Origin of the sequence: Rathayibacter sp. AY1C7, assembly GCF_002931865.1 — a bacterium.
GTDB lineage: Bacteria > Actinomycetota > Actinomycetes > Actinomycetales > Microbacteriaceae > Rathayibacter.
On record NZ_PSWB01000018.1, the window covers coordinates 1 to 23,749 of the forward strand.

The following is a 23,749-nucleotide window of genomic DNA, read 5'->3' on the forward strand; positions in this document are numbered from 1 at the left end:
GCCGATGGTACTGCAGGGGGGACCCTGTGGGAGAGTAGGACACCGCCGGACACCATTCACGATGGCCACCCAGAAATGGGTGGCCATCGCTGTTTAACCACCACCTCGGATCCCCGCTGCTCACTGGAGCGCGGTGCGGGTTAGGGTGGTGCGACGGCTGCGGCCGTCCTCCCCGCCCTCGGGCGGGTCAACTCCACAGAGCATCACCACGACAGGCGAGGAACGCATGGACGACTCAGGATCCGACCGCAACGACCGGGACTCCGGACGTCGTGACGAGCGGCCGCCTCGCGCCGGCGGCCCCGGCCGCTCCTCGAACGATCGCGGCGGCTCGGGCGGTTCCCGCCCCCGCCGCGACGGTGATGCTCGTCCTCCCTATCGTGGCGGTGGCGACTCCCGTCCGCAGCGTGATGGTGACTCGCGTCCTCCGTACCGCGGTGGTGGCGATTCCCGTCCGCAGCGGGATGGTGACTCCCGTCCTCCGTACCGGGGTAGTGGTGAATCCCGTCCGCAGCGTGATGGGGACTCCCGTCCGCAGCGTGAGGGGGACTCCCGTCCTCCTTACCGTGGCGGTGGGGATTCGCGTCCGCAGCGTGATGGTGACTCGCGTCCTCCTTACCGCGGTGGTGGGGATTCGCGTCCGCAGCGTGATGGTGACTCTCGTCCTCCTTACCGTGGTGGTGGGGATTCCCGTCCACAGCGCGATGGTGAGTCTCGTTCTCCTTATCGCGGTGGCGACTCTCGTCCCCAGCGAGACGGTGACTCTCGTCCTCCTTACCGTGGTGGTGGGGATTCCCGTCCACAGGGCGATGGTGAGTCTCGTTCTCCTTATCGCGGTGGCGGCGACTCGCGTCCGCAGCGTGATGGTGACTCGCGTCCTCCGTACCGCGGTGGCGGCGACTCTCGTCCGCAGCGTGACAGTGGCTCTCGTCCTCCTTACCGCGGTGGTGGGGATTCCCGTCCGCAGCGTGATGGTGACTCCCGTCCTCCTTACCGTGGAGGTGGGGACTCCCGTCCGCAGCGGGACGGTGACTCGCGTCCTCCCTATCGCGGTGGCGACTCGCGTCCGCAGCGTGACGGTGACTCTCGGCCTCCCTATCGCGGTGGCGACTCGCGTCCCCAGCGTGACGGGGACTCCCGCCCTCCGTACCGTGGTGGTGGCGATTCGCGTCCGCAGCGTGATGGGGACTCCCGCCCTCCGTACCGTGGTGGTGGCGACTCTCGTCCGCAGCGTGACGGGGACTCGCGTCCGCCGTTCCGCGGTGGATCGCGCGATGGGGGAAGCAGGCCGTGGTCGGACGATCGTCGGGGCGGCGGGGACCGCCAGGGCGGCGGACGCGGACGCGAGGGCTTCGGCGGCGGACGCGGCGGCCCCCGCGAGGAGCCGGAGCTCACCGAGGAGGAGCGCGAGCGGCGCTCCCTCCAGTCGGTGCGTCCGCGCCACGACGACCCGGACCTTCCGGACGACGTGCAGGCCAAGGACCTCGACAAGGTCGCCCGCAACGAGCTGCGCACGCTCTCGAAGGACAACGCCGAATGGGTCGCCCGTCACCTGGTGATGGCCGGCCGCCTCCTCGAGGAGGACCCCGAGCTGGCGCACCGCCACGTGCTCTCGGCGGCCCGCCGCGCGGGACGCATCGCCGTTGTCCGCGAGTCGCTGGCCATCTCGGCGTACGCGACGGGCGACTTCGCCCTGGCGCTGCGCGAGCTGCGCACGTTCCGCAGGATCTCCGGCTCGGACGAGCAGGTGCCGCTGATGGTCGACTCCGAGCGCGGCGTCGGCCGACCCGACAAGGCGCTCGAGCTGGGACGGTCGATCGACCGCACCACGCTGAGCCCCGGCGCGCAGGTGTCGCTGGCGATCGCCATGTCCGGCGCCCGCCTCGACCTCGGGCAGGCGGAGCTCGCTCTCATGGAGCTCGAGATCCCGCAGCTGGACCCGGACCGCGCGTTCTCGTACAGCCCGGATCTCTTCGCCGCCTACTCGCTCGTCCTCGAGGAGGTCGGGCGCTCCGAGGAGGCGGCCGAGTGGCAGCGTCGCGCCGACATCGCGGCGCAGGCCGTCTTCGCGGCCGAGGGCGGCGGTGACGACGAGACGATCGAGGTGATCGAGGAGGAGCACGAGTCGGCCGACGCCGCGTCCGCTCCCGATCGCGCCGAGGAAGGGACCGCGGTCGACGACGCGGACGACTACCTGGACGACGAGGACGGCACGACCGCCGTCGACGACGCGGACGAGGACGAGGTCCACCGGACCGTCTCCGAGGAGATCGCCGACGACGACGCGGACGCGGACGACGCCGATGCGACCGCTGACGCCGAGGCCGACCTCGTCGACACGGACGAGCCGACCTTCGCGGACGAGTCCCTCGAGTCGGACGATCTCGCCGAGACGGACCCGGATGAAGCTCTCGACCCGGCCGAGCCGACCGCCGACGAGTCGGTCGAACGCGCCGACACCACCGAGGAGGACGCCGATGTTCCGCAGCAGCAGGACTGAGCCCACCCCGCTCGACGGCCGCGACTCCGTCCTGGCCGACCTCGACGGGGTCGTCTACAAGGGCGCCGACGCGATCCCCTTCGCGGTGGAGAGCCTCAACCGCGCGGCCGAGACGCTGCGGGTCGGCTACATCACCAACAACGCCTCCCGCACGGACGCCTCCGTCGCCGGGCACCTCTCCGAGCTGGGGCTGAGCGTCCGGCCCGAGGACGTCGTCACCTCCCCCCAGGCGGCGGTCGTTCTGCTCGCCGACCTGGTGCCGGCCGGCTCGACGATCCTCGTCGTCGGGGCGGAGGGCCTCACCTCCGAGGTCGAGCGCGCCGGGTTCACCGTGACGCGCAGCGCGGAGGACTCGCCGGCGGCGGTCATCCAGGGCTTCGCGCCCACGGTCGGCTGGGAGCAGCTGGCCGAGGCCTCGTTCGCGCTCCACACGGGGATCCCGTGGGTCGCGACGAACACCGACTGGACGATCCCCGTCGCGCGCGGCATCGCCCCGGGCAACGGGACCCTCGTCTCGGCCGTGCACACCGCGGTCGGCCGGCTCCCGGTCGTCGCGGGCAAGCCCGAGCGGGCCATCTTCGACGCGGCGACCGCGCGCTTCGGCTCGACGAACCCGCTGTTCCTCGGCGACCGGCTCGACACCGACATCGCCGGCGCGAACGGCGCCGACATGGAGAGCGCCCATGTGCTCACCGGGATCGACCGGGCCAAGCAGCTCCTCGCCGCGGAGCCCAAGCTCCGGCCGACGTACATCCTCGGCGACCTTCGCGAGCTGCACCTGCCCTACCCGGCGACGACGGTCTCGCGGAACGGCACGCACGCCGTCCGCGGCGCCAAGGTCCGCCTCGACGGCGACTCCGTGGTGATCGTGGACGCCGGCGACGACGCGACCGATCTGCTGCGGGCCGCCTGCTCGGTGATCTGGTCGTCCGGCCGCGCGATCTACGGCCTCGACGTGCCGGAGTCGCTCTACAGCTGAGCCTGCTCGGCGGGCTCCCGGCGTCCCTCGCGGCGCAGGAGCCCGTCGAGCCGGCCGGCCAGACCGACCGCGACGATCGCGATCAGCGCGGCGTACGAGAAGGTCGCGGCGAAGACCCCGGTCCCGGCCCCGATCAGCCCGGTGACCGCCGCCGCGAGAAGGCCCGTCAGCGCGAGGGAGACCGAGGCGCCGGTCGAGTCGGCGATCTGCAGGGCCGAGCTGTTGAAGCCCTCCCGGCCCGGAGCGGAGAGCGCGAGCGTCATCGTCCCCATCCGCGGGAACATCGTGCCCATGCCGCCGCCGGCCAGGAACCAGCCCACGCCCGCGACGATCGGGCTGAGGGCGAGCACCGTGACGAGCAGCACGACTCCGATGCCGGCGAGCACGAGCGACGAGCCGAGCCGCATCGCTCCGCCGTGGCTGAGGCGGGTGCCCGGGCGCCCCTGGATGTTCGAGCCGAGAGCCCAGGAGACGGCGCCCGCGGTGAGCATGGCGCCCGAGAGCCAGGGCGGCAGGCCGTACTGCTCCGAGAGCAGCAGCGGCAGGTGGACCTCGGTGCCGAAGAACGCCGCGGCGACGAGGGCGCGGAGGAGGATCACCGACGGCAGGACGCCCCGAGCGCGCAGCGTGCCGTCGGGCAGGAGCGCGCGAACCGCCACGACCACGACCACCACGGCGGCCGCGGCCAGGAGCCCAGCGAGATCGGGCGCGAGCTCGGCGCTCGTGCTCAGCACGACGACTCCGGCCGAGACGACCACGGCGCGGGCGATGCGGCCCACTGCCCGGCGATCGAAGGGGAGGCGCTCGCGCGGCTCGAGCGAGCGGAGCGTCGGCGCGATCGCAGCGCTCGCGAGGGCCACCAGGGCGACGACTCCGAAGAAGACCCAGTGCCAGCTCACGAGCTCGGCGACGACTCCGGCCACCAGCGGCCCCACCAGCGACGGCACGACCCAGGCCGCGGCGAAGGCGCCGAAGATCCTCGGATGCAGCTCGCTCGGGTAGACCCGCGCGACGACCACGTAGAGGGTGACGGTGATCCCTCCGCTGCCCAGCCCCTGCAGCAGGCGGGCCGCCACGAAGACCGGCATCGCCTGCGCGGCGCCCGCGGCCACGAGGCCCAGGGTGAAGAGCAGGATCGCGACCACGAGCGACGGCGTCGGGCCGCGGCGGTCGGCGGAGGATCCGGCCGCGACCATCCCGACCACGGCGGCGGCGAGCGTCGCCGCGAAGGCCAGGGGGTAGAGGGCGCGACCGTCGAGGTCGGCGCTGACGATCGGCATGATCGTCGTCACGGCGAGCGACTCGAACGCGCAGAGGAAGACGAGGCTCGTCGTTCCGATGGTCGTCAGGAGGAGGGGAGCCGAGGTGATGCCGCGGCGATCACGAGAACGCACCTGCTCAACAGTACGCCGAGCGCAGAGCCGGTCAGCGGTAGACGGCCCAGTCGTCCTTCGCGAGGACCGTCGGGGTGCCCTCGATCTCGACCAGCCAACCGCGGTCGTCGCGCTCCAGGTAGCGCCCCTGCACGATCTCGGGGGCCCAGCCGCCGTCGCGGGAGGAGATCCAGCGGACGAAGCGGACGGTGCCTCCGCGCCGGAACAGTGTGCCGTTGTGGTCGCTCATGCGGGGATCTTCTTCACGGAGAGGTCGTCGGGCGACGAGGTTTCGGGGAGGAGGTGGAGGCCGAGGCGGCCGTTCGAGGCGTTCGAGAGCTCGCGCAGCCAGTGCGGGTTCAGCTCGATCGCGGCGGTGCCGTCGTACTCGTAGCGGGTGGGGATGCCGGGGTGGAGCCACAGTTCGGACCGGCGGCCCTCGGCGTCCTCGATCGTCAGGAGGAAGCCTTCGCCGCGGCGGAACCGCGAGGTGATCACGGTCTGGAGGTGGGCCAGGGCGCGGTCCTCGAAGGAGTGCGAGCTGGCGGGTGCGCCGTAGAGCAGTCGTCCCATCGCGCGCACCTCCTCACCGTCGGCGGCGCACGGAAGGCGTGCCGCACCGTCGACACTAGGTATTGCTAAGTCGGTTGACTAACAGTTTCGGCGCCGACTGCGCTTTCGGGACACACGCTGTCCGGCCGCCGGAGAAGTGGTTCGATGGGGGCAGCGAGTTCCCGTCCGGGGCGCCTGCCGCTCGGAAGGTGCACCTCGATGGACGCTCGGCCAGACCTGTTCGCTCTGCTCGCGCGATTGCGCACGGCGGAGCGCGACTACGACGGCCGTGTGGAGCGGCGCCTGGGCATCGGCGCCACGGATCTCGCGGCCCTGCGGCTGATCGGAGTCGGGGAGCGGCGCGATGAGATCGTCCGCGCAGTCGACCTGTCCGCGGCCCTGTCGATCACGACGGCGGCCGTCTCCCTCCTCGTAGACCGCCTCGCCCGCGCCGGTTACGTGAACCGCACTCCCGACCCGTCCGACGGCCGCGGCCGCATCCTCTGCCTGACGGAGCGCGCGCAGAAGGCCATCGTCGGCACCGACGACCCGACCTACGAGCAGATCCGCGCGATGGTCGCGAAGGTGCCCGAATCGGAGGCCGCGACCGTCGCGGTGCTGCTCGACGGCCTCAGCCGCATCCTCGAGGGGCAGCCGCCGCCCGAGCTCGTCGACTGATCAGCGCTGCAGCGTGGCGCTCGGCGACTCGCCGAATCGCTCCGCGTAGGCCGCGCTGAAGCGGCCCGCGTTCCCGAAGCCCCAGTGCCGGGCGACGGCGGCGACCGTCGTCCCGAGGGGCGGACTCACGGCGAGCTCCTCCCGGGCGCGGTCGAGCCGCACCAGGCGCAGGTAGGCGATCGGGCGCATCCCGAGCACCCGCTGGAACGCGGACTGCAGGCCCCGGACGGTCAGGCCCGACGCCGCCGCCATCTCGGCCGGGCCGATCGGCTCGCTGCAGTGGGCGTGCACGTACTCGACGGCCGTGCGGACCCGCGCGTTCCGGGGTGCGAGGAGCTCGGGCGGGACCGGAGCGGACTCCGGAGGGTAGAGGTCCAGCAGCGCGGAGGCCGTGGCGCGGGTGAGCTCGTCCCAGAGCAGCGGCTCGACGCGCTCGCTGCGCAGCGCACGGGCGGAGTCGGCGACGGCGGTGCGCCAGCGGCGGATCGCCGCGGCGTCGGGGTGGTGCTCGGAGTCGAAGACGAGGGACCCGACGAGGCCCCGCTCGGCGGCGACCTGGTCGACCACTCCCCGGTCGAGGTGCACCAGGCGCTGGTCGAAGTCGACGTAGTCGAAGGCGAACGGCCGGCCGACGGGGAAGAGGACGGGACGGTTCTCCTCCATCGCGATCGAGGCGCGGCCGACGTCGATCCGGCCGGAGCCGCCCACGATCCACTGCACGACGACGTCGTCCGAGTCGCCCACGCCGCCCGCGAGGCGCCCGGACATCCGCGAGGTGCGGAGGGTCATCCCGCCGTCGCCGATGGCCGCATAGCGGTAGCTGAAGTCGGCCGCGGTGGTGGCGGCGCGCCACTCGTCGCCGTTGTAGAGCCGCGCGAGGCTGTGCCGCGCCTCGTCCGGATCCTCGCCGCGGGCCTCCAGCCGGACGCGAGGGTGGTGATCGTCCACAGGTCGTTCCGGTGCCTCAGCGCGTGAGGCGCTCGATGAGCTCGCGGTAGCGCGCGGCCGTGCGCTCGACGATCTCGGACGGGAGGGTCGGCGGGAGGCCCTGGCCGTCCCAGTTGTCGGAGAGCCAGTCGCGCACGATCTGCTTGTCGAACGAGCGGCCGCGGATGCCGGCGTCGTAGTCGTCGGCGTCCCAGTAGCGGGAGGAGTCGCTCGTGAGGACCTCGTCGCCGAGGGTGACGACTCCGGTCCCGCGGTCGACCCCGAACTCGAACTTCGTGTCGGCCAGCAGCACGCCGCGGGCCAGGGCGATGGTGGACGCCTCGCGGAAGACGGCGAGCGAGAGGGTGCGCAGCGCCTCCGCGGCCTCCTCCCCGACGATCTCGACCGTGCGCTCGAAGGTGATGTTCTCGTCGTGCTCGCCCTGCGGGGCCTTCCACGCGGGGGTGTAGATCGGCTCGGGGAGCGCGTCGCCGTCCTGGAGGCCCTCGGGGAGCGGGACGCCGCAGACGGAGCCCGTCTCCCGGTACTCCTTCCAGCCGCTGCCGGAGAGGTAGCCGCGCACGACGCACTCGATCGGGAACATGTCGAGCGTCTTCACCAGCATCGACCGGCCGCGGACCGCCTCGGGGATCGCGCCCGGGATCAGATGGTTGGGGACGTCGGAGAGCTGCGCGAACCACCAGAGGGAGAGCGTGGTCAGCAGCTCGCCCTTGCCGGGGATTCCGGGCTCGAGGACCGCGTCGTACGCGCTGACCCGGTCGCTGGCGACGACGAGCATGCGGTCGGCGCCGAGCACGGGGTCGGCGTCGTCGGGGGTGTAGAGGTCGCGCACCTTGCCGGAGTAGGCGTGCTGCCAGCCGGGCAGCGGCGCCGTGGTGTCGAAGGACAGGGAGTCGTCGCGGGTCACCGCACCATTCTCCCCGATCCGGGGGGCTCCGCGGCTCCTGAAGACCTCCTGTGTCCTGGCGGATCGGGGCTGTCAAGCACGCGCGGCCGCCGATCCCGCGCACCTAGCGTCGAGACATGACTTCGCAGAACGACCAGACTCCGCAGAACGACCAGTACACGTTCCAAGACCCGACCGCGATGTTCGCCGACATCGACACGGAGGCCCAGTACCAGGAGGGCTCCGGCCTCGACTCGAAGATGGACGACCCCGCCGACCGCGGCGAGTCGACCTACCGCGGCTCCGGCCGTCTGACCGGGCGCAAGGCGCTCGTCACCGGAGGCGACTCGGGCATCGGCGCGGCCGTCGCCATCGCCTACGCCCGCGAGGGCGCCGACGTCGCGATCGTCTACCTCCCCGAGGAGGAGTCCGACGCGAAGAAGGTCGTCGCGCTGATCGAGGAGGCCGGCCGCACCGCCGTCGCCATCCCCGGCGACATCACCGACCACGACTTCGCGGTGGGCGCCGTCGCGAAGGCCGTCGAGGGCCTGGGCGGACTCGACATCCTCGTCAACAACGCGGGCAAGCAGCAGCACGTCGAGGACTTCCTCGAGCTCTCGGACGAGCAGTTCGACGAGACCTTCAAGACCAACGTCTACGCGATGTTCTGGATGACGAAGGCGGCCGTGCCGCACCTCGCCCCGGGCTCCGCGATCATCAGCACCTCGTCGATCCAGGCTTACCAGCCGTCGCCGATGCTGGTCGACTACGCCAGCACGAAGGCCACGATCAACACGTTCTCGAAGGCGCTCGCGCAGCAGCTCGCGCCCAAGGGCATCCGCGTGAACGTCGTCGCCCCGGGCCCGATCTGGACGCCGCTGCAGACCGCGGGCGGCCAGCCGTCCGACAAGCTGCCCGAGGTCGGCTCGCAGACGCCGCTCGGACGCTGGGGCCAGCCGGCCGAGCTCGCTCCCGCCTACGTGTTCCTCGCCTCCCCGGAGTCGAGCTACGTCGTCGGCGAGACGCTGCACGTCAACGGCGGCATGCCCACGCCGTAACACTCGGCGCTCACGGCGGGCCCGGTCGCGGCGCGGAGGAACCTCTTCCGCGCCGTGGCGGGGCCCGCCGTTTTGGTTGTCGTAACAATCGACTGCTGTGCAGGTTCGTGCGCGAGAGTCGGTGCATGACCGATTCCCTGCCGATCCTCGACCTGTCCCGCCTCGACCAGGGGGAGGCGGAGGCCGCCGCCTTCCGCCGCGACCTCCGGGAGACCACGCACGACGTGGGCTTCTTCTACCTCGTCGGCCACGGCGTGCCCCAGGACCTCCTCGACGACGTCGTCGCCGTCTCCCGCCGCTTCTTCGACCTGCCGGAGGAGGAGAAGCTCGCGATCGAGAACACCCTCAGCCCGCAGTTCCGCGGCTACACCCGCTTCGGCGCCGAGCTCACCAACGGCGACGTCGACTACCGCGAGCAGGTCGACATCGGCATCGACCGACCGGCCGTTCCCGCCGGGCCCGGCGTCGCCGACTACGAGCGCCTCGAGGGGCCGAACCTCTGGCCCGAGGCGCTGCCGGAGTTCCGCGAGGTCTTCGAGCGCTGGCACGCGGAGCTCGCGGCGGTCGCGATCCGGCTGCTGCGCACCTGGGCCGTCGCGCTCGACGCCCCGGAGGACGTGTTCGACGAGGCGTTCGCCGAGCGGCCGTTCTCGCTGGTGAAGGTCGTCCGCTACCCGGGCACCTCCGACCCGGAGCCCAAGCAGGGCGTGGGCGCGCACCGCGACGGCGGCGTGCTGACGCTGCTGCTGGTCGAGCCCGGCAAGGGCGGCCTGCAGGTCGAGCACGACGGCTCGTGGATCGAGGCACCCGCGATGGAGGGCGCGTTCGTCGTCAACATCGGCGAGATGCTGGAGCTCGCCACGGGCGGCTACCTCAAGGCCACGCTGCACCGCGTGATCTCGCCGCTGATCGGGACGGACAGGATCTCGATCCCGTTCTTCTTCAATCCCGCGCTCTCGGCCACCATGCCCTCGCTCCCGCTGCCCGAGGAGCTCAAGTCCGGCCTCTCGGTCGACCCGACGAACGCGCCGATCCTCGAGACCTACGGCGAGAACGCGCTGCGCTACCGGCTCCGGGCGCACCCGAACGTGGCGGCCGCCCACCACGCGGACCTGCTCGCTCCCACCGTCTGACCCGGGAACGACGAAGGGCCCCCTCCCGCGCGAGCGCAGGAGGGGGCCCTTCGTCGTCAGTGCGTCAGCAGCGCGCGGCGGCCACGGGGACCGTCGCGGTGAAGGCGGGCTGGCCGGTCGCCGACCCGGTCACCGTCACCGTGCCGGCCGGCATCGAGGCCAGGCGGGTGGTGAAGGCGGCGGAGGCCGAGGAGCCGGGCGCGACCGCAGTGAACGACTTCGACCCGTAGGCCGAGGCGATCGTGACGTCCGCGGCAGCGGTGTCGGCGTTCTTCACGGTCACCGTGAGCACGACCTTGCCGGCGACGCAGCGCGTCGTGGCGGCGGGGGCGAGCTCGAGGGTGTCCAGCGGGACGGCGGCCGAGACCGACGTGCGCACCAGCTTGTCCGCGTACCCGGTGTAGGAGGCCGTGACACCGGTCACGCCCGCCGGGACCGAGACGCTCGCGGAGCCGCCGGAGAGCGGGACGGTCGAGGTCCACGAGCCGCCGGTGAAGGTGACCGAGCCGACGACGTCGCCCTTGTCGGCCGCTACGACCGTCGCCGTGACGGTGCGGCCGTCGGCGGTGAGGGTCGTGGTGGAGTCGACGGCGGTGACGCCGGTCCAGTTCTTCATGGCGGTGAGGACCGTCTGCGGGACGCTCACGAACGCGCCGTGCCGCGGGCTGGTCGGGAGGCCGGCGCGGCTCTTGGGCGAGACGTTCCAGTCGGCCGACTGCGAGAGGCGGTTCGTCTGCGAGCTGCCGGCGATCGCCGCTCCGGAGGTGAGGAAGGCCTTGTAGCCGCCGTCGCCGTAGTTGTCGACGAGGAAGGCGTAGCCGTCGCCCGTGCCGGTGGTGTCGTTCGGGTCGCCCGCGTTCAGCTTGATGATCTCGGGTCCCTCGCCGGCCTGGCCGGTCTCGAGCGAGGTCATCCGGGTGTCGGTGAGCTGCCAGGTGGTGTTCGGGTCGGCGCTCCAGTTCGAGGAGGTCGTCCCGGCGGTCAGGACCTTCGACTTCTCGAGGAAGATGTCCTTCCCGGCCTCCAGGATGCCGGCGGCGCCGCCCTCCTCGTTCTTGGTGAAGCGGTAGTAGTAGTCGCCGATCTTCGTGATCGTGGAGTCGATCCGCGCGTAGCCCGTGTCCTGCCAGGTGGCGGGGGGAGCGGTGAAGGTGCGGAAGTCGCGGGTGATCACCGAGAAGACACGGGAGTAGAGCTTGTCGCTGTTGGTCTTCGTCGCGTCGGAGTACAGGCGCGAGGAGAAGAACACGACGTAGGACTGCAGCGCGTCGTCCCAGTACGCCTCGGGCGCCCAGGTCATGCCGGCGGCCGGCTGGTTGACCGTGATGCCGGTGTCGGCGCCGTTGGTGCGGGTCCACTGCACCAGGTCGGTCGACTCCCAGACCTCGATCTTCAGGCTGCCCGTGGACTGGGCGTCGCCCCAGTTCGTGCCGCAGGAGATGCAGAGATCGGTGGCGACCATGTAGTACTTGTCGCCGTTGTGCGAGCGGAGGATGAACGGGTCGCGCAGGCCCTTCGTGTCGGTCGTCGAGGTGATGACCGCCTTGCCGCCGTTGACCGGCGAGAAGGTGAAGAAGTCGTTGCCCGAGGTCGCGGCCTGGTAGATCTTCTCGTCGCCGTCCGACTTGAAGTACGCCGAGGCGTAGCCCGCGTCGGGAGCGGTGCGGCCGAGCTCGGCGACGGTCAGGGTGAAGGCGCGCGTCTCGGTGACTCCGTTGAGCGTCGCCTTCGCGGTGAGGGTGACGGTCCTGTCGCCGGAGCCGTAGGCCGGCCGGGTGACGACGCCGCCGCCGCGGTACGGGTCGGCCGCGCCGACCGCCGGAGCGGCGTAGGACGTGTTCGTCGGGGTGACGAGCGCCGGGTCGGACGAGGTCCAGGTGATGTCGGTGCCGTTCTTGGCGCCCTTCACCGCGAGGGGGAGGTTCTCGGTCGTGCGCGTGGCGAGCTTCAGCGCGTCGAGGTCGTCGTTGATGCTCGGGGCGAGCACGACGACGTCGAAGGCGATCGTCGCGCCCTGAGCGGTGGTCGCCGTCAGAGTCACCGGGGTGTTCTGCGCGATCGAGCGCGAGACGACGCCGGTGGCCGAGACGACCGCGCTGTTCGAGGAGGTCCAGGTGAGCGGGACGCCGCTGCTGGAGGCGGGCAGCGTCAGGTTCGAGGAGACCTGGGTCAGCGACGGGTTGCCGGCCAGCAGGACGGGCTGGATGTCCGAGCGCAGCAGGGCGGAGGTCGCGGACGCCTTCGCCGCGGCGGTCGGCATGCTCGAGGCGACCTGCTCGGCGGTGAGGGAGGTGTCCCAGAACTTCACGTCGGTGACGTCGGCGGTCACGAGTGCGTCGCCGGAGTAGAGCGAGCGGCCGAGGTAGCCGAGAGTGGACCCGGTCGGCACGATGCTCGCCATCGACTTCGTGGTGTTCGCCGTCGAGATCTGCGTGCCGTCGCGGTAGAGGGTCAGCACGGTGCTCGACCCCGTGCCGGTGCCGACGAGCGTGAGCGTCGTGAACCCGGGGTTCAGCGTGCCGCCGAACGGCATGCGGGTCTCGCCGTTGCTGGTGGGCTCCTTGACGCGGATGCCCGCGAGGACCTGTCCGCTGGGCGAGCCGTCGGGGTTGCGCGGGTTCACGAAGACGTGGTTGCCGAGCTGCGTGGTGTTCCACGGGCCGACGCCGTCGCCGATGACCCAGCCGAACTGGTTGGCGGTGGTCTGCGTCTTCACCGTGTACTCGACGGCGAAGGCGTTGTCGGCTCCGGTGACCAGGCCCTGGGGGAGGCTCGCGTAGCCGTCGTTCTTGAACCGGGCGACCTGGTCGCCGCCGGCGTTCGCGAAGGACGCGTCGGTGAGGCCGGTCAGGGTGGCGTTGCGTCCGTTGCCCGAGATGTCGAGCAGGGCCGAGCCGGCGTGGGACATGTCGTAGTGCGCGGTGGGCGCCGGGACGTCGACGGCCTGCGCCGAGACGGGGACGAGAGCGCCGGTGAGGGCGACGCTCGTGCAGGCGAGAGCGGAGAGGAAGAGGGATCGCACGCGGCGCCGAGGCGCGGCGGCAGGGGGCTCCGGGGAGCGTCGTCTCATCGTCGAGACCTTTCCTTCAGGGGAGGGATGCGTCGAGCCGAGGGGACCGACGCGTCTGTTCACGTTAACATGTGGGCCGCCTCAGAGCCATGGGGGAATTGCTCGGGCGTCGGGAGCGAACCATGCGCCAGGGGCACGCCTCGGCGCAAGACCTGCACCCGCGAGCGCCCGGGGCGTAGCGTGAACGCACCGCATCCTGGCCCCCGGTGACGGAACCATGCCCATCCGCCTGCCCTGCGAGGACTTGACCATGACGACGCTCTTCCACACCGGAGGCTCCCTCTCCCTCGACGACGCGACCGCCGACGCCGTCGTCCGCTACTCGCTCGCGCTCGCGCAGCAGCACCGGATGAGCACGGTCAGCGTCGCCGACGACTCGGCCCCCTCCTCCGTCGTGACGCTCACCATCGGGCTCGGCGTCCCCCTGGTGGTCGCAGGGACCGGTAGCGCAGCGGCGGAGTCGAGTGCCGAGATCCTCGAGCGCCTCGACGCGCTCGACGGCGCGGGCGGTCCGGTGCCCGCCTCGGACGTCGACCCCCGCGCGACGTGGGAGCTCGAGAACGAGTACTGAGCTCCGAGCCGCGGCGCCGCCGGCGCGGATGCGCCCCGCTCCTGCTCCGCGGGCGCGGAGCGTCAGCGCCGGTAGTCGCGGATGATCTCCTGGGCGAGCGTCGTGATCGGGGTCGACGTCGCTCGCGCGCGGACCCGCAGCACCTCGAAGGCCTGCTCGACCGTGGTGCGGTGGGCGTAGGCGAGGATCCCCTTCGCCTGCTCGATCAGCACCCGGCTGTCGAGGGCGTGCTGCAGCTGCTCCTGGGTGACCGTGCTCTGCTGGAGCGCGCGCTGGTGCAGGATCCCGATCGTCGCGACGTCGGCGAACGCCTGCACGACCGCGATGTCGTCAGGATCGAGCCGCCCCGGCCGGGCCTGGAAGAGGTTGAGGGAGCCGATCGTCGTCCCCGCCGAGCGCATCGGCACGCAGTGCGCCGAGAGCACGTCGAGCTCGACCGCCAGCGTCCGGAACTCCGCCCACTCCTCGCCCACGGCGCGGGCGTCCTCGACGATCACCGGCCGCCCGGTCTCGAAGCACTGGATGCACGGGCCCGACCCGCTGTCGAGCTGGAGCAGCTCGATCAGCCGGGTGTCCTCGTCCGTGGAGGCGAGCACCTCGAGGGAGCCGGTGGAGTCGGCGAGGACGAGCCCCGCCGAGACGGCGTCGAAGAGGGTCGCGCTGCTCTCCACGAGGGTCTGGGTGAAGTCGACGACGTCGTAGTCGTCGACCAGTGTGTCGGAGAGGGCGACGAACGTCTGGATGACGCTGCGCTCGCGGGAGTTCGTCACCATGTGTCGTCCTGGGCGGTGAGAGGGCGGTCGGGGAACCCGTCGTGCCGGGCCACGATGCCGGAGGCGACATCGACGACGGAGCGCTGCTGGGCGAAGGCGTGGGCGCGCAGCAGCAGCTGCGCCTCCTCGGCCGTGCTGCCGTAGCGCGCGATGATCATGCCGGTCGCCTGGTGCACCACGCGTCGCGAGCGCGGATTCGTGCTCTCCTCGACCTCGTTGTCGCGCAGCACCGCGGCAAGCACCAGCAGCGCCGTCGCGGTGGTCGAGGCGCTGATCCGGCCGAGGAGGGAGTCGCTGAGCGACGTGGGGCGGCGGGAGTAGAGGTCGACCGCGCCGATCGAGAGCCCCGCGATCGAGAGCGGGAAGGCGAAGACCGCGCGCACCGCCGTGGGGCCGATCGCCTCGGTGAAGAGCGGCCAGCGCTCCTCCGCGCCGGTGTCCGGCACCGAGACGGGGCCGGCAGCGCGGATCGCCTCCCAGCACGGGCCCTCGCCGAGGTCGATCTGGATCTCGTCCAGCCGGCTCGCGGTGCTGTCGCTCGCGGCGACGGTCTCGCCGCCGAAGGGGCTGCCGAGCGTGGAGATCGCGACGCCGTCGATCGGATACCCGCGCAGATACGGGTCGCAGAGAGCGTCGGAGTCGGTCACCGCGCCCATTTCAGCCGTCGGCTCCGCTCGGAGCGACGCTCCGCCGGACCGGCGGGGACCACGACGCGGTGACGCGCGGGAGCCCGCCTGGCTGCGCTGCCCGGGCGCACGAGGCGACGGCCCGTGAAGCGGCTCGTCGGGCGCGGACGGTGCATGGTGCGGGGCGACGGGAGCCGGAGGACGGCGGCCTGCACGGCGACGGAGCGGCTCAGGCCGGGGTCGATCGAGCCGGGACGCTCGAGGGCGGCGATGAGGTCGTCGAGGACGGCGAAGGCGGGATCTGTCATCACGGCTCCTGGCCGGGTGTCCGCGGCCGTTGTCGTGCGCCGAGGCGCGGGAGGTGTCGATCGGGTGTCGCCGTGCGGGGTCCGCGCACGACGTCGACGAGGTCCTGCCCGACGGTACGGGGCGCGGATCGACCGGACGACGTGGTTGACCTCTCGGAGGTCCGCCGCTACTCGTACTCTGCGTTGAGCTCGTCGAAGTCGTTCGTGATGATCGACAGCGGGGTGTACGGCGTGATGAGGAGGAGCGCCGGGTTCGCGCGACCCTCGCCGTAGTTGACGGTCAGCCACTGCGGGGTCGGGGAGGCCAGGGCGGCCTCGACCTCGGCGCGGAACTCGTCGAGGCTCCTGTTGTTGACGGTGTAGGCGGTGCCGTTGTAGATCAGGTCGATGCGCTTCACAGCTGGTCGCCCTTCGCCGGGGGACGCACCGGTTCGGCGGGTTCCGAGATCACGTACAGCCCGCCCGCGGAGTTCGCGAGGTCGGTGAGCGCGGAGATCCAGGCGGGGTTGATGCGGGGCATCCGGCCGCCGAAGTACTTGTAGCGGAGCGCGTGGGAAGGGTGGATCCAGATCGCGCTGCGGCCGTCGCCCATGCTGTGGTCGTCGCGCCAGCTGAGCAGGAACGACTCGTTGCGGCGCAGCTTCGCGGTGATGACGATCTGCAGGTGCGCGAGCACGCGGTCCTCGAAGTCGATCTCGACGGTCCCGTCGTAGTGCAACTTCCCCATCGGCGTCTCCAGCCCCTGATCTCCGGCCGGCAGGCGCCCGCCGTTGCCATCACCCTTCCGCAGACCGGAGGGATCCGACAACCCGGCCTGCCATTCTCTGCTCGATCTGTCCAGGTCTTCCGTCAGCGGCGGTCCTCTGCCAACCGCCTCCCTCCACGCGGCCGGCGCTGCCGAGCATGGACGGCATGAAGCACATCCTCTTCGCCGACAAGACGATCCTCGTGGGGGACGAGGCGGCCGACGCGCTCGTCGAGTACGCCGTCGCCCTCGCCGCGAAAGGCGCGGCCGACACCGTCGAGTACACGGGGATCGGCGCCGACGGCGGGACGGTCGATGCCACCTTCCTCGTGAACGCCGCGGCCGCCCTCATCGTCGAGACCACGCCGAGCGACCTGCCCGAACCGGACAACGCGGCGGAGGTGGCACGGCTGCGCGCGCGGATCGACGCGCTCACCGGCGAGCATGCCGTGCAACCCGGCGACGGCGAGCTGACCAGTGGTGCCGGCTACGAGGACTCCTACGGGCAGTGAGTGGTTCCCCGTAGTGCGGACCCGGATGCGTCCGGCGTCCGCTACCACTGCGAGGCTCCGCAGTGAACCCCCTGATCGGCTGAGGGGAGGCGGACGTACCGTGGCCCTGCGGGTCGCCGACGACACGATCACCGGTCGACCGCTACGGGCACGGCCGCGGGTCGGCCGGGGAGGACGGACACCATGACCGGAGACCATCCCTTCTGGGTGCGCCTCGCGCGCAAGGAGCCGCAGTGCGCCATCGTGCGCGGCCGGGTCTTCGAGATCGGCGCCCCCGACGAGCGGGACGGGGCCTTCCTCCTCACGGTCTGGGAGAAGGGGCGGCCCGTCGGGCACGTCCTGAACGTGGACCCGCCCGCCTACAAGCCGTGCGGACCGGGGCACCCGGTCGAGCCGCAGCGGGTCGACGGGGTCGAGGAGCTGCTCGAGCTCCTGGTGCCCCAGCGCACCCGGCTCGCGGCGCACGGCTGACGCCACTCCCGTCCGCGGGGGCCGCCCGAGTCCTGTGCACCGGGAGCGGGGCGAGCGCTGAGCACCCGCCGGCGGACGCCCGGGACGGGGGAGTCGTGCGGCCGGGCGGCGGCTGGCATCCTGACCTCGGTGTGACGAGCGCGCCCGCGAGGGGGAGCCCGATGAGCACCACCGAGGACGTCGACGACGGGACCGCCGAGTTCGGGTACCGCCCCTCCCTCACCCGCGGGATCGGTCGCTTCGGCAGCTTCGCCGCGGGCGTGAGCTACATCTCGATCCTGACCGGCACGTTCCAGCTCTTCTCCTTCGGCTTCGCGCTCGGCGGTCCCGCCTACTGGTGGTCCTGGCCGATCGTGTTCACCGGGCAGCTCATGGTCGCGCTGTGCTTCGCCGAGCTCGCCGCCCGCTACCCGGTCGCCGGCTCCGTCTACAACTGGAGCAAGCGCCTCGCCGGGCCGACGGTGAGCTGGATGGCGGGCTGGCTGATGGCCACCGCGTCCGTGGTCACGCTCGCGGCCGTCGTGCTGGCGTACCAGGCGACGCTCCCGCAGATCTGGAGCGGGTTCCAGCTCGGCGGCTCCGCGGGGGTGAGCGCGGTGGTCTGGGGAGGACTGCTGATCGCGTTCACCACCGCGGTCAACGCGCGCGGCGTGCAGCTGATGGCCCGGATCAACAGCGTCGGCGTGCTGATCGAGCTCGTCGCGGCGGTGCTGCTGGTGGCGGTGCTCGCGGTGAACGTGGTGCATCCGCCGACCGTGCTGCTCGACACCAGCGGCTACGGCGGGAGCAAGCCGGGCGGGTACGCCGGCGCGTTCCTCATCGCCGCGATCGCGTCGGCGTACGTGATGTACGGGTTCGACACCGCGGGCTCGCTCGGCGAGGAGACGGTCGATCCGCGCCGGACCGCGCCGACGGCGATCCTGCGGGCGGTGACCGCCTCCTTCGTCCTCGGCGGCCTCATCCTGCTGCTGGGGATCCTCTCGGCGCCCGACCTCGCCGACCCGGCGCTCGGGCAGGCGTCGGGCGGGCTGCAGCGGATCGTGCTGCAGGTGCTCGGCGGCCCCCTCGGATCGGTCCTCCTGCTCTGCGTGGTCGTCGCGATCACGGTGTGCGCGCTGGCGGTGCACACGGCGGCCATCCGACTGATCTTCGCGATGGCCCGCGACAACGCCCTGCCCGGCAGCCGCGTGCTCGCCCGCGTCGACCCGCGGCGCGGGACACCGGTGGCGCCGGCGCTGGTCGTGGGGGTGCTCGCGGTGCTGATCCTGGTCGTGAACATCAGGACGCCGGCGATCTTCACGGCCGTGACGAGCGTGGCGGTCATCCTGATCTACCTCGCCTACCTGCTGGTGACGGTGCCGCTGCTGATCGCCCGGCTCCGCGGCCGGTGGCCCGCAGCCGCGCCCGGGCGCTTCTCGCTCGGCCGCGCGGGCCTGCCGGTGAACGTCGTCGCGGTGCTCTGGGGCGCGGCGATGACGGTCGACCTCGCGTGGCCGCGCGTCGAGGTCTACGGGGAGGAGCTGCGCTGGAGCGCGGTCGTCGTGATCGCCGCGGTCGTCGGGATCGGCCTGGCCTGGTTCCTCCTCCGCGGCCGGCACCGCCTCGGCACCCTGCCCGCGCACGCGCTCCCCTCGCCGCCGCCGCGGGGCTGAGTCGCACGAGAAGGCCCGTTCTCGAGGGGGCAGGACGATCCTATCCGGGCGACTCGGCGGCGGCACCGGGAGGAGGATGGGGGAGCGGGTGCTCGGCCGAGCGCCGCGGGAAGGAGCGCGCGTGCGGAACCGCCTGGCGACTCCGTCCCTGCTCGCGCACGCCGTGCTCATCCAGGCCGTCGCGTTCCTGCTCCGGCCGGCCGCCGTCTACCAGGCGATCCGGCTCGACGTGCCGGCCTGGGCGCTCGGGGCGCTCGGCGCCTCGTTCGCGCTGGTGCCGCTGCTGATCGCGCTGCCGGTGGGCGGGCTGGTCGACCGGGTCGGCGCCCGGGCCGTGATGGCCGTCGGCTCGCTCGTCGCGGTGGGAGCGGCCGCGGTGCTGCTCCTGGCGGGCGGGAGCGTCGCGGGGCTGCTCCTCGGCATCGCCCTGCTCGGCGCGGGGCACCTGGGCTGCGTGGTCGGGCAGCAGACCGTCGTCGCGGGCGGCACCGGAGGGACGCGGCTCGACAGCCGCTTCGGCTACTACACGTTCGCCGCGTCGCTCGGGCAGGCGATCGGGCCCGCGTTCATCCCGGTGCTCGCGGGCGGCTCGGTGCGGCCCGACCCGGCGCCGCTGTTCCTCGTGGGCGGGATCCTCGCGGTGCTGCTGCTGGTCTCGACGGCGGGGATCCGCAGCCCGTCCCCGCGCGGACCCGCGGCGGAGGGGGCTGCGGCTCCGGGCTCGACGCTCGGTCTCCTCCGGGTGCCGGGCCTCGCGCGCGCCCTGCTGACCAGCGCGACCGTCGTCGCCGCCGTCGACCTGACCGTCGTCTACCTCCCCGCCCTCGGCGCCGAGCGCGGGCTCCCGGCCGGCGTCGTCGGGGCCCTGCTCACCGTGCGCGCGCTCGCGTCGATGGCCTCGCGGCTCCTCCTCGGCGCGGCCACCGCCCGGCTCGGGCGCACCCGGGTGATGGTGGGCGGCATCCTGATCTCGGCGCTCTGCCTGGTGCTGGTCGCCCTGCCCGCGCCGACCGTGCTCCTCTTCGTCGCGGTCGCCGCCCTCGGCCTGGGCCTCGGGATCGGCCAGCCCATCACGATGTCCTGGCTGATCGAGCGCACCCCCGCCGACCGCCACGGCCGCGCCCTTGCGCTGCGCCTGGCCGGGAACCGCCTCGGGCTGATCGCCCTGCCCAGCCTGCTCGGCGTCCTCGCGGCGGCGGCCGGAGCGGGCGGTGTCCTCATCGGCACCGGTGCCGCGGTCGGCGCGACCCTCCTCCTGCTGCGCGGGGTGCGCCTGGACTGAGGTACCCGGGGCCGCAGCGGATCGGCGGCGCGAGCGGCGATGCCGGGCCTCGCAGTCGGAAGACCGGAGGGTCAGCTGCCCGGCTCCTCCACGCGGACGTCCGCGGCGGCCTTGTCGGCGCGCCAGCCGCGCCAGACCGGCTGGCGGAGGGTGCCGGAGGCGGTGCGCTCGCGGTAGCGGACCTCGCCGACCAGGACGGGCGACACCCAGTGCACGCCGCGCGACTCGAGCGGAGGGACGGAGACGGCGGGCTCCTCGGTGGCGTGCTCGGCCAGGCGGTCGACCAGTCCGCGGCGCTCGCGGTCGCTGAAGCCGGTGCCCACACGGCCGGAGTACGCGAGCCCGTCCTCGCCGGGGATCGCGGTCAGCAGCGCCCCGACCGACCCCTGCAGGCCGCCGTCGCCCTCGCGCCAGCCCACGATCACGACCTCCTGCAGCCGGTGGTGGGTGAGCTTGATCCAGTCGCGCGAGCGGCTGCCCTCCTGGTAGCGCGAGTCGCGGCGCTTGGCGACCACGCCCTCGAGGCCGAGGGTGCGGCTGGTGGCCATCGCCTCCTCCAGGTCGCCGTCGAACACGGACGGGACGTGCACGCGCTCGTTCTCGGCGACGAGCTCGACCAGTGCCGAGCGACGGGTGTCGTAGTCGCTCCCGGTCAGGTCGTCTCCTGCGCGCTCGAGCAGGTCGAAGACCATCAGGTGCACCGGAGTGGACCGGGCGGCCGCCTCGATCTCGCGCGGCTTCGTCAGCCCGCCGCGGGTCTGCAGGGCGCCGAAGTCGGGGCGCCCGCGAGCGTCGAGGGCGACGATCTCGCCGTCGAGCACGGCGTCGGCGGCGGCCTCGGCGAGCGGGGCGAGCAGGTCGGGGAACGCCGCGGTCAGGTCGTTGCCGTTGCGGCTCGTGAGGGTCGCGGTGCCGCCCTGCACCCGCACGAGAGCGCGGTAGCCGTCCCACTTCATCTCGATCGCGGCCCCGGGGTCCACGTCGCCGCGGCGTCCGGCCGTGGCGAGCATGGGGCGGTGGCGGCGCGGAGCGGAGTCCTCGGCCGGGCGGTCTGCGGAGGGTGCGGGGCGGGGAGCGGGCGACGCGGCGGACGCGGCCGCCCGGCCCCGTCGCTGCGTCCCGTGCCCGTGAGCGGGACCCGGCGCTATCAGGTGCAGGAGCCAGTTCTTCTCGGCGCCCTCCCTCGAGCCCGTGTGCAGCAGGGCGTAGCGGCGGGGCTCGCCGCCGAGCCCGCCGTCGGGGCGGCCGGTCAGCACCGCGATCACCTCCTTCCCCTCGCGCCACTTCTCGAGCGCGTAGGTGCCCTCGTCCCAGATGCGCACCTCGCCGCCGCCGTACTCGCCCGCCGGGATCGTTCCCTCGAAGGTCGCGTACTCGAGGGGGTGGTCCTCGGTCTGCACCGCGAGCCGGTTGGGGTCGCCCTCCAGCGGCGGGCCCTTCGGCACCGCCCAGCTGACCAGGACGCCGTCGTGCTCGAGCCGGAAGTCGTAGTGCAGGCGCCGCGCGTGGTGCTCCTGGATGACGAAGGAGTCGCCCGAGGAGGAGCCCGCGGACCCCGCCTCGGGCACCGGCTCCGGCGTTCTCGACGCGTCGCGCATGCTGCGGTAGGTCGCCAGGCGGTCGGAGGAGGCGTCCGTCGCGGCGAAGCCCGCCATCCGCTCCGGGGTCGGCTCGAGCCCGGCACCCCGGGCGGCGAGCAGCGGGCGGAGGAGGTCTCCGTCGCTCCGCAGCCGCTCCACCACCTCGTCGGGCGACAAATGGCGCAGGTTGTCGGCACCCAGCTCCTCCCACGTGCGGGGCGCGGCGGCGGCCGGCCGGAGGCGCCCCCGGAGGGAGTAGGGGGCGATGGTCGTCTTCGCCGCGCTGTTCTGGCTCCAGTCGACGAGGACTTTGCCCTCGCGCAGGGTCTTCTTCATGTCCGAGACGACGAGGTCGCGGTGGTCCGACTCGAGAGCGCGCGCCAGCTCGTGCGCGACCGCCGAGATCTGGTCGCTGGAGGCGGAGGCGTCCAGCGGGCAGTAGAGGTGGATCCCCTTGCTCCCGCTGGTCACCGGCAGCGGAGCCAGCCCCATCCCCTCCAGCAGGTCGCGGGCGAGGAACGCGACCTCGGCGCACTCGGCGAGGCCCGCCCCCTCGCCCGGGTCGAGGTCGAGCACGAGACGGTCGGGCGGACGGCGCTCGCCGTCGGAGCCCAACCGCCACTGCGGGACGTGCAGCTCGAGCGCCGCCTGCTGCGCCAGCCAGGTGAGCCCGGCGACGTCGTCGACCAGCGGGTACTCGACGTCGCGCGACGAGTGCGCGAGCCGGGTCCGGCTCAGCCAGTAGGGGGCGGAGGAGGGGAGGTTCTTCTCGAAGAAGACCTCGCCCGGATGCTCGGCGGTGCCCACTCCGTCGACCCAGCGCTTCCGGGTGACCGGGCGGCGCGCGAGATGGGGCAGCATCGCGGAGGCGACGGAGGCGTAGTAGGAGAGCACATCGGCCTTGGTGAAGCCCGTCTCCGGGTAGACGACCTTGTCGAGGTTCGTCAGCCGCAGCCTCCGCCCGCCGACCGAGACGATCTGCTGCGAGGCGGCCATCCCCCCATGGTGGAGGCAGGCGCGCGCGGAGGGAACCCCGGACCGTCGCGGGAACCCGCAGCGAGCCGCCTCCACGACTCGGGGTTCCCTCGGCGGCGGGGAGTAGCGTCGACGCACCACGTCCGAAGGAGCCCTCCGTGCCCGACACGATCGCCGACATCCCCCTCACCACGATCGACGGCACCACGTCGACCCTCGCCGACTACCCGCCCGTGCGGCTGATCGTCAACGTCGCCTCCCGCTGCGGCCTCGCCCCGCAGTACGAGAAGCTCGAGGCCCTGCAGAAGAGCTACGGGGAGCGCGGATTCACGGTCCTCGGCTTCCCGAGCAACCAGTTCCTCCAGGAGCTGAGCGACGAGGACAAGATCAAGGCGTACTGCTCGACGACCTGGGGGGTCACCTTCCCGATGTTCGAGAAGGTCCGCGTCAACGGCCGCTCGGCGCACCCGCTCTACGCGGAGCTCACCAAGGCGGAGGACGAGAACGGCAAGGCCGGCCGGGTGAAGTGGAACTTCGAGAAGTTCCTGATCACGGCCGACGGCACGGTCCACCGGTTCCGCCCGACGGTCGAGCCCGACGACCCTCGGATCGTCGACCTGATCGAGGCGTCGCTACCCGCCTGATCCCGCTCAGCGGCGGGCGCGGGGCGGAGCACCCCGCCCGTCGCGGATCAGCGGTCGCGGAGCCCCAGGGCCGAGCGGGCGTCCGCGGGCTCGACGCCCTCGGGGCAGACGATGTCCGAGACGTCGAACGGCGTCGCGCGCGAGAACGGGATCATCTCGATCCCGTCGACGTGGCGCAGCAGCACGAGGCCGCCCTCGCCCTCGCGCAGGCTCCGGCGCACCTGGCGCAGGAAGATGCCGGCCATGTCGAGCTCGACGACGAAGGAGCGGCCGCTCACGTCGATCCGGCAGCCGATGACCGGCTGGGAGCCGACGGAGACGGAGTCCGGCACGCGGCGCGGCTCGATCGGCTGCTCCTTGCGGAGGGTCCGCACCGGGGTGAGGGTGGGCAGGCCGGTCGCTCGCGCGGTGTCCGTCATGGTCGTCTCCGTCC

The 23,749-nt window shown here is 72.7% G+C and carries 25 protein-coding genes; 11 read left to right on the forward strand and 14 right to left on the reverse strand.

Translation table 11 applies throughout. The features are described from left to right. Nucleotides 1–235: 235 nt before the first annotated feature. Nucleotides 236–1,444, reverse strand: coding sequence for a hypothetical protein (locus C5C69_RS16715; RefSeq protein ID WP_146083624.1), 1,209 nt, complete (start codon nt 1,442–1,444; stop codon nt 236–238). Between C5C69_RS16715 and C5C69_RS10570 the strand changes: the two genes are divergently transcribed. Both C5C69_RS10570 and C5C69_RS10575 read left to right on the forward strand, forming a co-directional pair. Then, nucleotides 1,430–2,500 carry a hypothetical protein gene (locus tag C5C69_RS10570; RefSeq protein ID WP_258067520.1) on the forward strand — a complete coding sequence of 357 codons (1,071 nt, stop codon included), beginning with the start codon at nt 1,430–1,432 and terminating at the stop codon, nt 2,498–2,500. The genes C5C69_RS16715 and C5C69_RS10570 overlap by 15 nt on opposite strands. Beyond that, complete coding sequence (locus tag C5C69_RS10575; RefSeq protein ID WP_104226795.1) at nt 2,478–3,479, forward strand: HAD-IIA family hydrolase; 1,002 nt, start codon at nt 2,478–2,480, stop codon at nt 3,477–3,479. Before C5C69_RS10570 ends, C5C69_RS10575 begins: the two co-directional genes overlap by 23 nt. On the opposite strand, the gene C5C69_RS10580 is transcribed toward C5C69_RS10575, so the two are convergent. From C5C69_RS10580 to C5C69_RS10590, 3 genes are read right to left on the reverse strand one after another with little or no spacing between them, the layout of a single operon-like run. Continuing rightward, nucleotides 3,470–4,873 (reverse strand): MFS transporter, encoded by a 1,404-nt coding sequence (locus C5C69_RS10580; protein WP_104257873.1) that lies wholly within the window; start codon nt 4,871–4,873, stop codon nt 3,470–3,472. The two genes, C5C69_RS10575 and C5C69_RS10580, sit on opposite strands and share 10 nt — an antisense overlap. Before the next feature lie 31 nt (nt 4,874–4,904). Continuing rightward, nucleotides 4,905–5,102, reverse strand: coding sequence for a hypothetical protein (locus C5C69_RS10585; protein WP_068256013.1), 198 nt, complete (start codon nt 5,100–5,102; stop codon nt 4,905–4,907). Further along, complete coding sequence (locus tag C5C69_RS10590) at nt 5,099–5,425, reverse strand: hypothetical protein (protein ID WP_104223794.1); 327 nt, start codon at nt 5,423–5,425, stop codon at nt 5,099–5,101. The genes C5C69_RS10585 and C5C69_RS10590 overlap by 4 nt, the downstream gene beginning before the upstream one ends. A 198-nt stretch (nt 5,426–5,623) precedes the next feature. Between C5C69_RS10590 and C5C69_RS10595 the strand changes: the two genes are divergently transcribed. Further along, nucleotides 5,624–6,082, forward strand: a complete 459-nt coding sequence (locus C5C69_RS10595) for a MarR family winged helix-turn-helix transcriptional regulator (protein ID WP_181027163.1) — start codon at nt 5,624–5,626, stop codon at nt 6,080–6,082. On the opposite strand, the gene C5C69_RS10600 is transcribed toward C5C69_RS10595, so the two are convergent. Both C5C69_RS10600 and C5C69_RS10605 read right to left on the reverse strand, forming a co-directional pair. Continuing rightward, nucleotides 6,083–7,030 carry a helix-turn-helix domain-containing protein gene (locus C5C69_RS10600; protein ID WP_104257874.1) on the reverse strand — a complete coding sequence of 316 codons (948 nt, stop codon included), beginning with the start codon at nt 7,028–7,030 and terminating at the stop codon, nt 6,083–6,085. A gap of 16 nt (nt 7,031–7,046) precedes the next feature. Then, nucleotides 7,047–7,937 carry a phosphoribosylaminoimidazolesuccinocarboxamide synthase gene (locus C5C69_RS10605; RefSeq protein ID WP_258059453.1) on the reverse strand — a complete coding sequence of 297 codons (891 nt, stop codon included), beginning with the start codon at nt 7,935–7,937 and terminating at the stop codon, nt 7,047–7,049. Nucleotides 7,938–8,053: 116 nt separating this feature from the next. Between C5C69_RS10605 and C5C69_RS10610 the strand changes: the two genes are divergently transcribed. Together C5C69_RS10610 and C5C69_RS10615 are read left to right on the forward strand one after the other, a co-directional pair. Next, nucleotides 8,054–8,974, forward strand: a complete 921-nt coding sequence (locus C5C69_RS10610) for a glucose 1-dehydrogenase (protein WP_104223791.1) — start codon at nt 8,054–8,056, stop codon at nt 8,972–8,974. Between the two features lie 125 nt (nt 8,975–9,099). Beyond that, nucleotides 9,100–10,107, forward strand: a complete 1,008-nt coding sequence (locus C5C69_RS10615; RefSeq protein WP_104223790.1) for an isopenicillin N synthase family oxygenase — start codon at nt 9,100–9,102, stop codon at nt 10,105–10,107. A gap of 64 nt (nt 10,108–10,171) precedes the next feature. On the opposite strand, the gene C5C69_RS10620 is transcribed toward C5C69_RS10615, so the two are convergent. Further along, nucleotides 10,172–13,129: an immunoglobulin-like domain-containing protein gene (locus C5C69_RS10620; RefSeq protein ID WP_258065307.1), complete on the reverse strand. Its 2,958-nt coding sequence runs from the start codon at nt 13,127–13,129 to the stop codon at nt 10,172–10,174. A gap of 298 nt (nt 13,130–13,427) precedes the next feature. Here C5C69_RS10620 and C5C69_RS10625 point away from each other — a divergent pair, with 298 nt between their 5' ends. Further along, nucleotides 13,428–13,748 (forward strand): hypothetical protein, encoded by a 321-nt coding sequence (locus tag C5C69_RS10625; protein WP_104247369.1) that lies wholly within the window; start codon nt 13,428–13,430, stop codon nt 13,746–13,748. 62 nt (nt 13,749–13,810) lie between these two features. Here C5C69_RS10625 and C5C69_RS10630 read toward each other — a convergent pair whose 3' ends face one another. From C5C69_RS10630 to C5C69_RS10650, 5 genes are all read right to left on the reverse strand, one after another. Then, a complete protein-coding gene (locus C5C69_RS10630; RefSeq protein ID WP_104239019.1) occupies nt 13,811–14,521 on the reverse strand; it encodes a GAF and ANTAR domain-containing protein in 711 nt (236 codons plus the stop codon). Further along, the gene (locus C5C69_RS10635) at nt 14,515–15,177 is read right to left on the reverse strand and encodes a GAF and ANTAR domain-containing protein (protein ID WP_104223787.1); all 663 of its coding nucleotides are present in this window, start codon (nt 15,175–15,177) and stop codon (nt 14,515–14,517) included. Before C5C69_RS10635 ends, C5C69_RS10630 begins: the two co-directional genes overlap by 7 nt. Further along, the gene (locus tag C5C69_RS10640; protein ID WP_104233816.1) at nt 15,165–15,455 is read right to left on the reverse strand and encodes a hypothetical protein; all 291 of its coding nucleotides are present in this window, start codon (nt 15,453–15,455) and stop codon (nt 15,165–15,167) included. The genes C5C69_RS10635 and C5C69_RS10640 overlap by 13 nt, the downstream gene beginning before the upstream one ends. Nucleotides 15,456–15,622: 167 nt before the next feature. After that, the gene (locus C5C69_RS10645; RefSeq protein WP_104247371.1) at nt 15,623–15,853 is read right to left on the reverse strand and encodes a hypothetical protein; all 231 of its coding nucleotides are present in this window, start codon (nt 15,851–15,853) and stop codon (nt 15,623–15,625) included. Beyond that, nucleotides 15,850–16,182, reverse strand: coding sequence for an ATP-dependent DNA ligase (locus C5C69_RS10650; RefSeq protein ID WP_104223784.1), 333 nt, complete (start codon nt 16,180–16,182; stop codon nt 15,850–15,852). Before C5C69_RS10650 ends, C5C69_RS10645 begins: the two co-directional genes overlap by 4 nt. Before the next feature lie 185 nt (nt 16,183–16,367). Between C5C69_RS10650 and C5C69_RS10655 the strand changes: the two genes are divergently transcribed. The 4 genes from C5C69_RS10655 (at nt 16,368) to C5C69_RS10670 (ending at nt 20,117) form a co-directional block, all read left to right on the forward strand. Continuing rightward, on the forward strand, nt 16,368–16,712 hold the full coding sequence (locus C5C69_RS10655) for a hypothetical protein (protein ID WP_146078484.1): 345 nt from the start codon (nt 16,368–16,370) through the stop codon (nt 16,710–16,712). A 183-nt stretch (nt 16,713–16,895) separates the two neighbouring features. Then, complete coding sequence (locus C5C69_RS10660) at nt 16,896–17,183, forward strand: hypothetical protein (protein WP_104223782.1); 288 nt, start codon at nt 16,896–16,898, stop codon at nt 17,181–17,183. A gap of 161 nt (nt 17,184–17,344) precedes the next feature. Further along, nucleotides 17,345–18,835, forward strand: coding sequence for an APC family permease (locus C5C69_RS10665; protein ID WP_104257876.1), 1,491 nt, complete (start codon nt 17,345–17,347; stop codon nt 18,833–18,835). 121 nt (nt 18,836–18,956) lie between these two features. Then, on the forward strand, nt 18,957–20,117 hold the full coding sequence (locus C5C69_RS10670; RefSeq protein ID WP_159940156.1) for an MFS transporter: 1,161 nt from the start codon (nt 18,957–18,959) through the stop codon (nt 20,115–20,117). A 71-nt stretch (nt 20,118–20,188) separates the two neighbouring features. Here the strand turns inward: C5C69_RS10670 and C5C69_RS10675 are convergent, their stop codons facing one another. Beyond that, nucleotides 20,189–22,693, reverse strand: a complete 2,505-nt coding sequence (locus C5C69_RS10675) for an ATP-dependent DNA ligase (RefSeq protein WP_104257877.1) — start codon at nt 22,691–22,693, stop codon at nt 20,189–20,191. A 137-nt stretch (nt 22,694–22,830) separates the two neighbouring features. Here C5C69_RS10675 and C5C69_RS10680 point away from each other — a divergent pair, with 137 nt between their 5' ends. After that, nucleotides 22,831–23,316 carry a glutathione peroxidase gene (locus C5C69_RS10680; protein ID WP_244229546.1) on the forward strand — a complete coding sequence of 162 codons (486 nt, stop codon included), beginning with the start codon at nt 22,831–22,833 and terminating at the stop codon, nt 23,314–23,316. Between the two features lie 47 nt (nt 23,317–23,363). On the opposite strand, the gene C5C69_RS10685 is transcribed toward C5C69_RS10680, so the two are convergent. Beyond that, nucleotides 23,364–23,735, reverse strand: coding sequence for a hypothetical protein (locus tag C5C69_RS10685; protein WP_104223778.1), 372 nt, complete (start codon nt 23,733–23,735; stop codon nt 23,364–23,366). Nucleotides 23,736–23,749 lie beyond the last annotated feature (14 nt).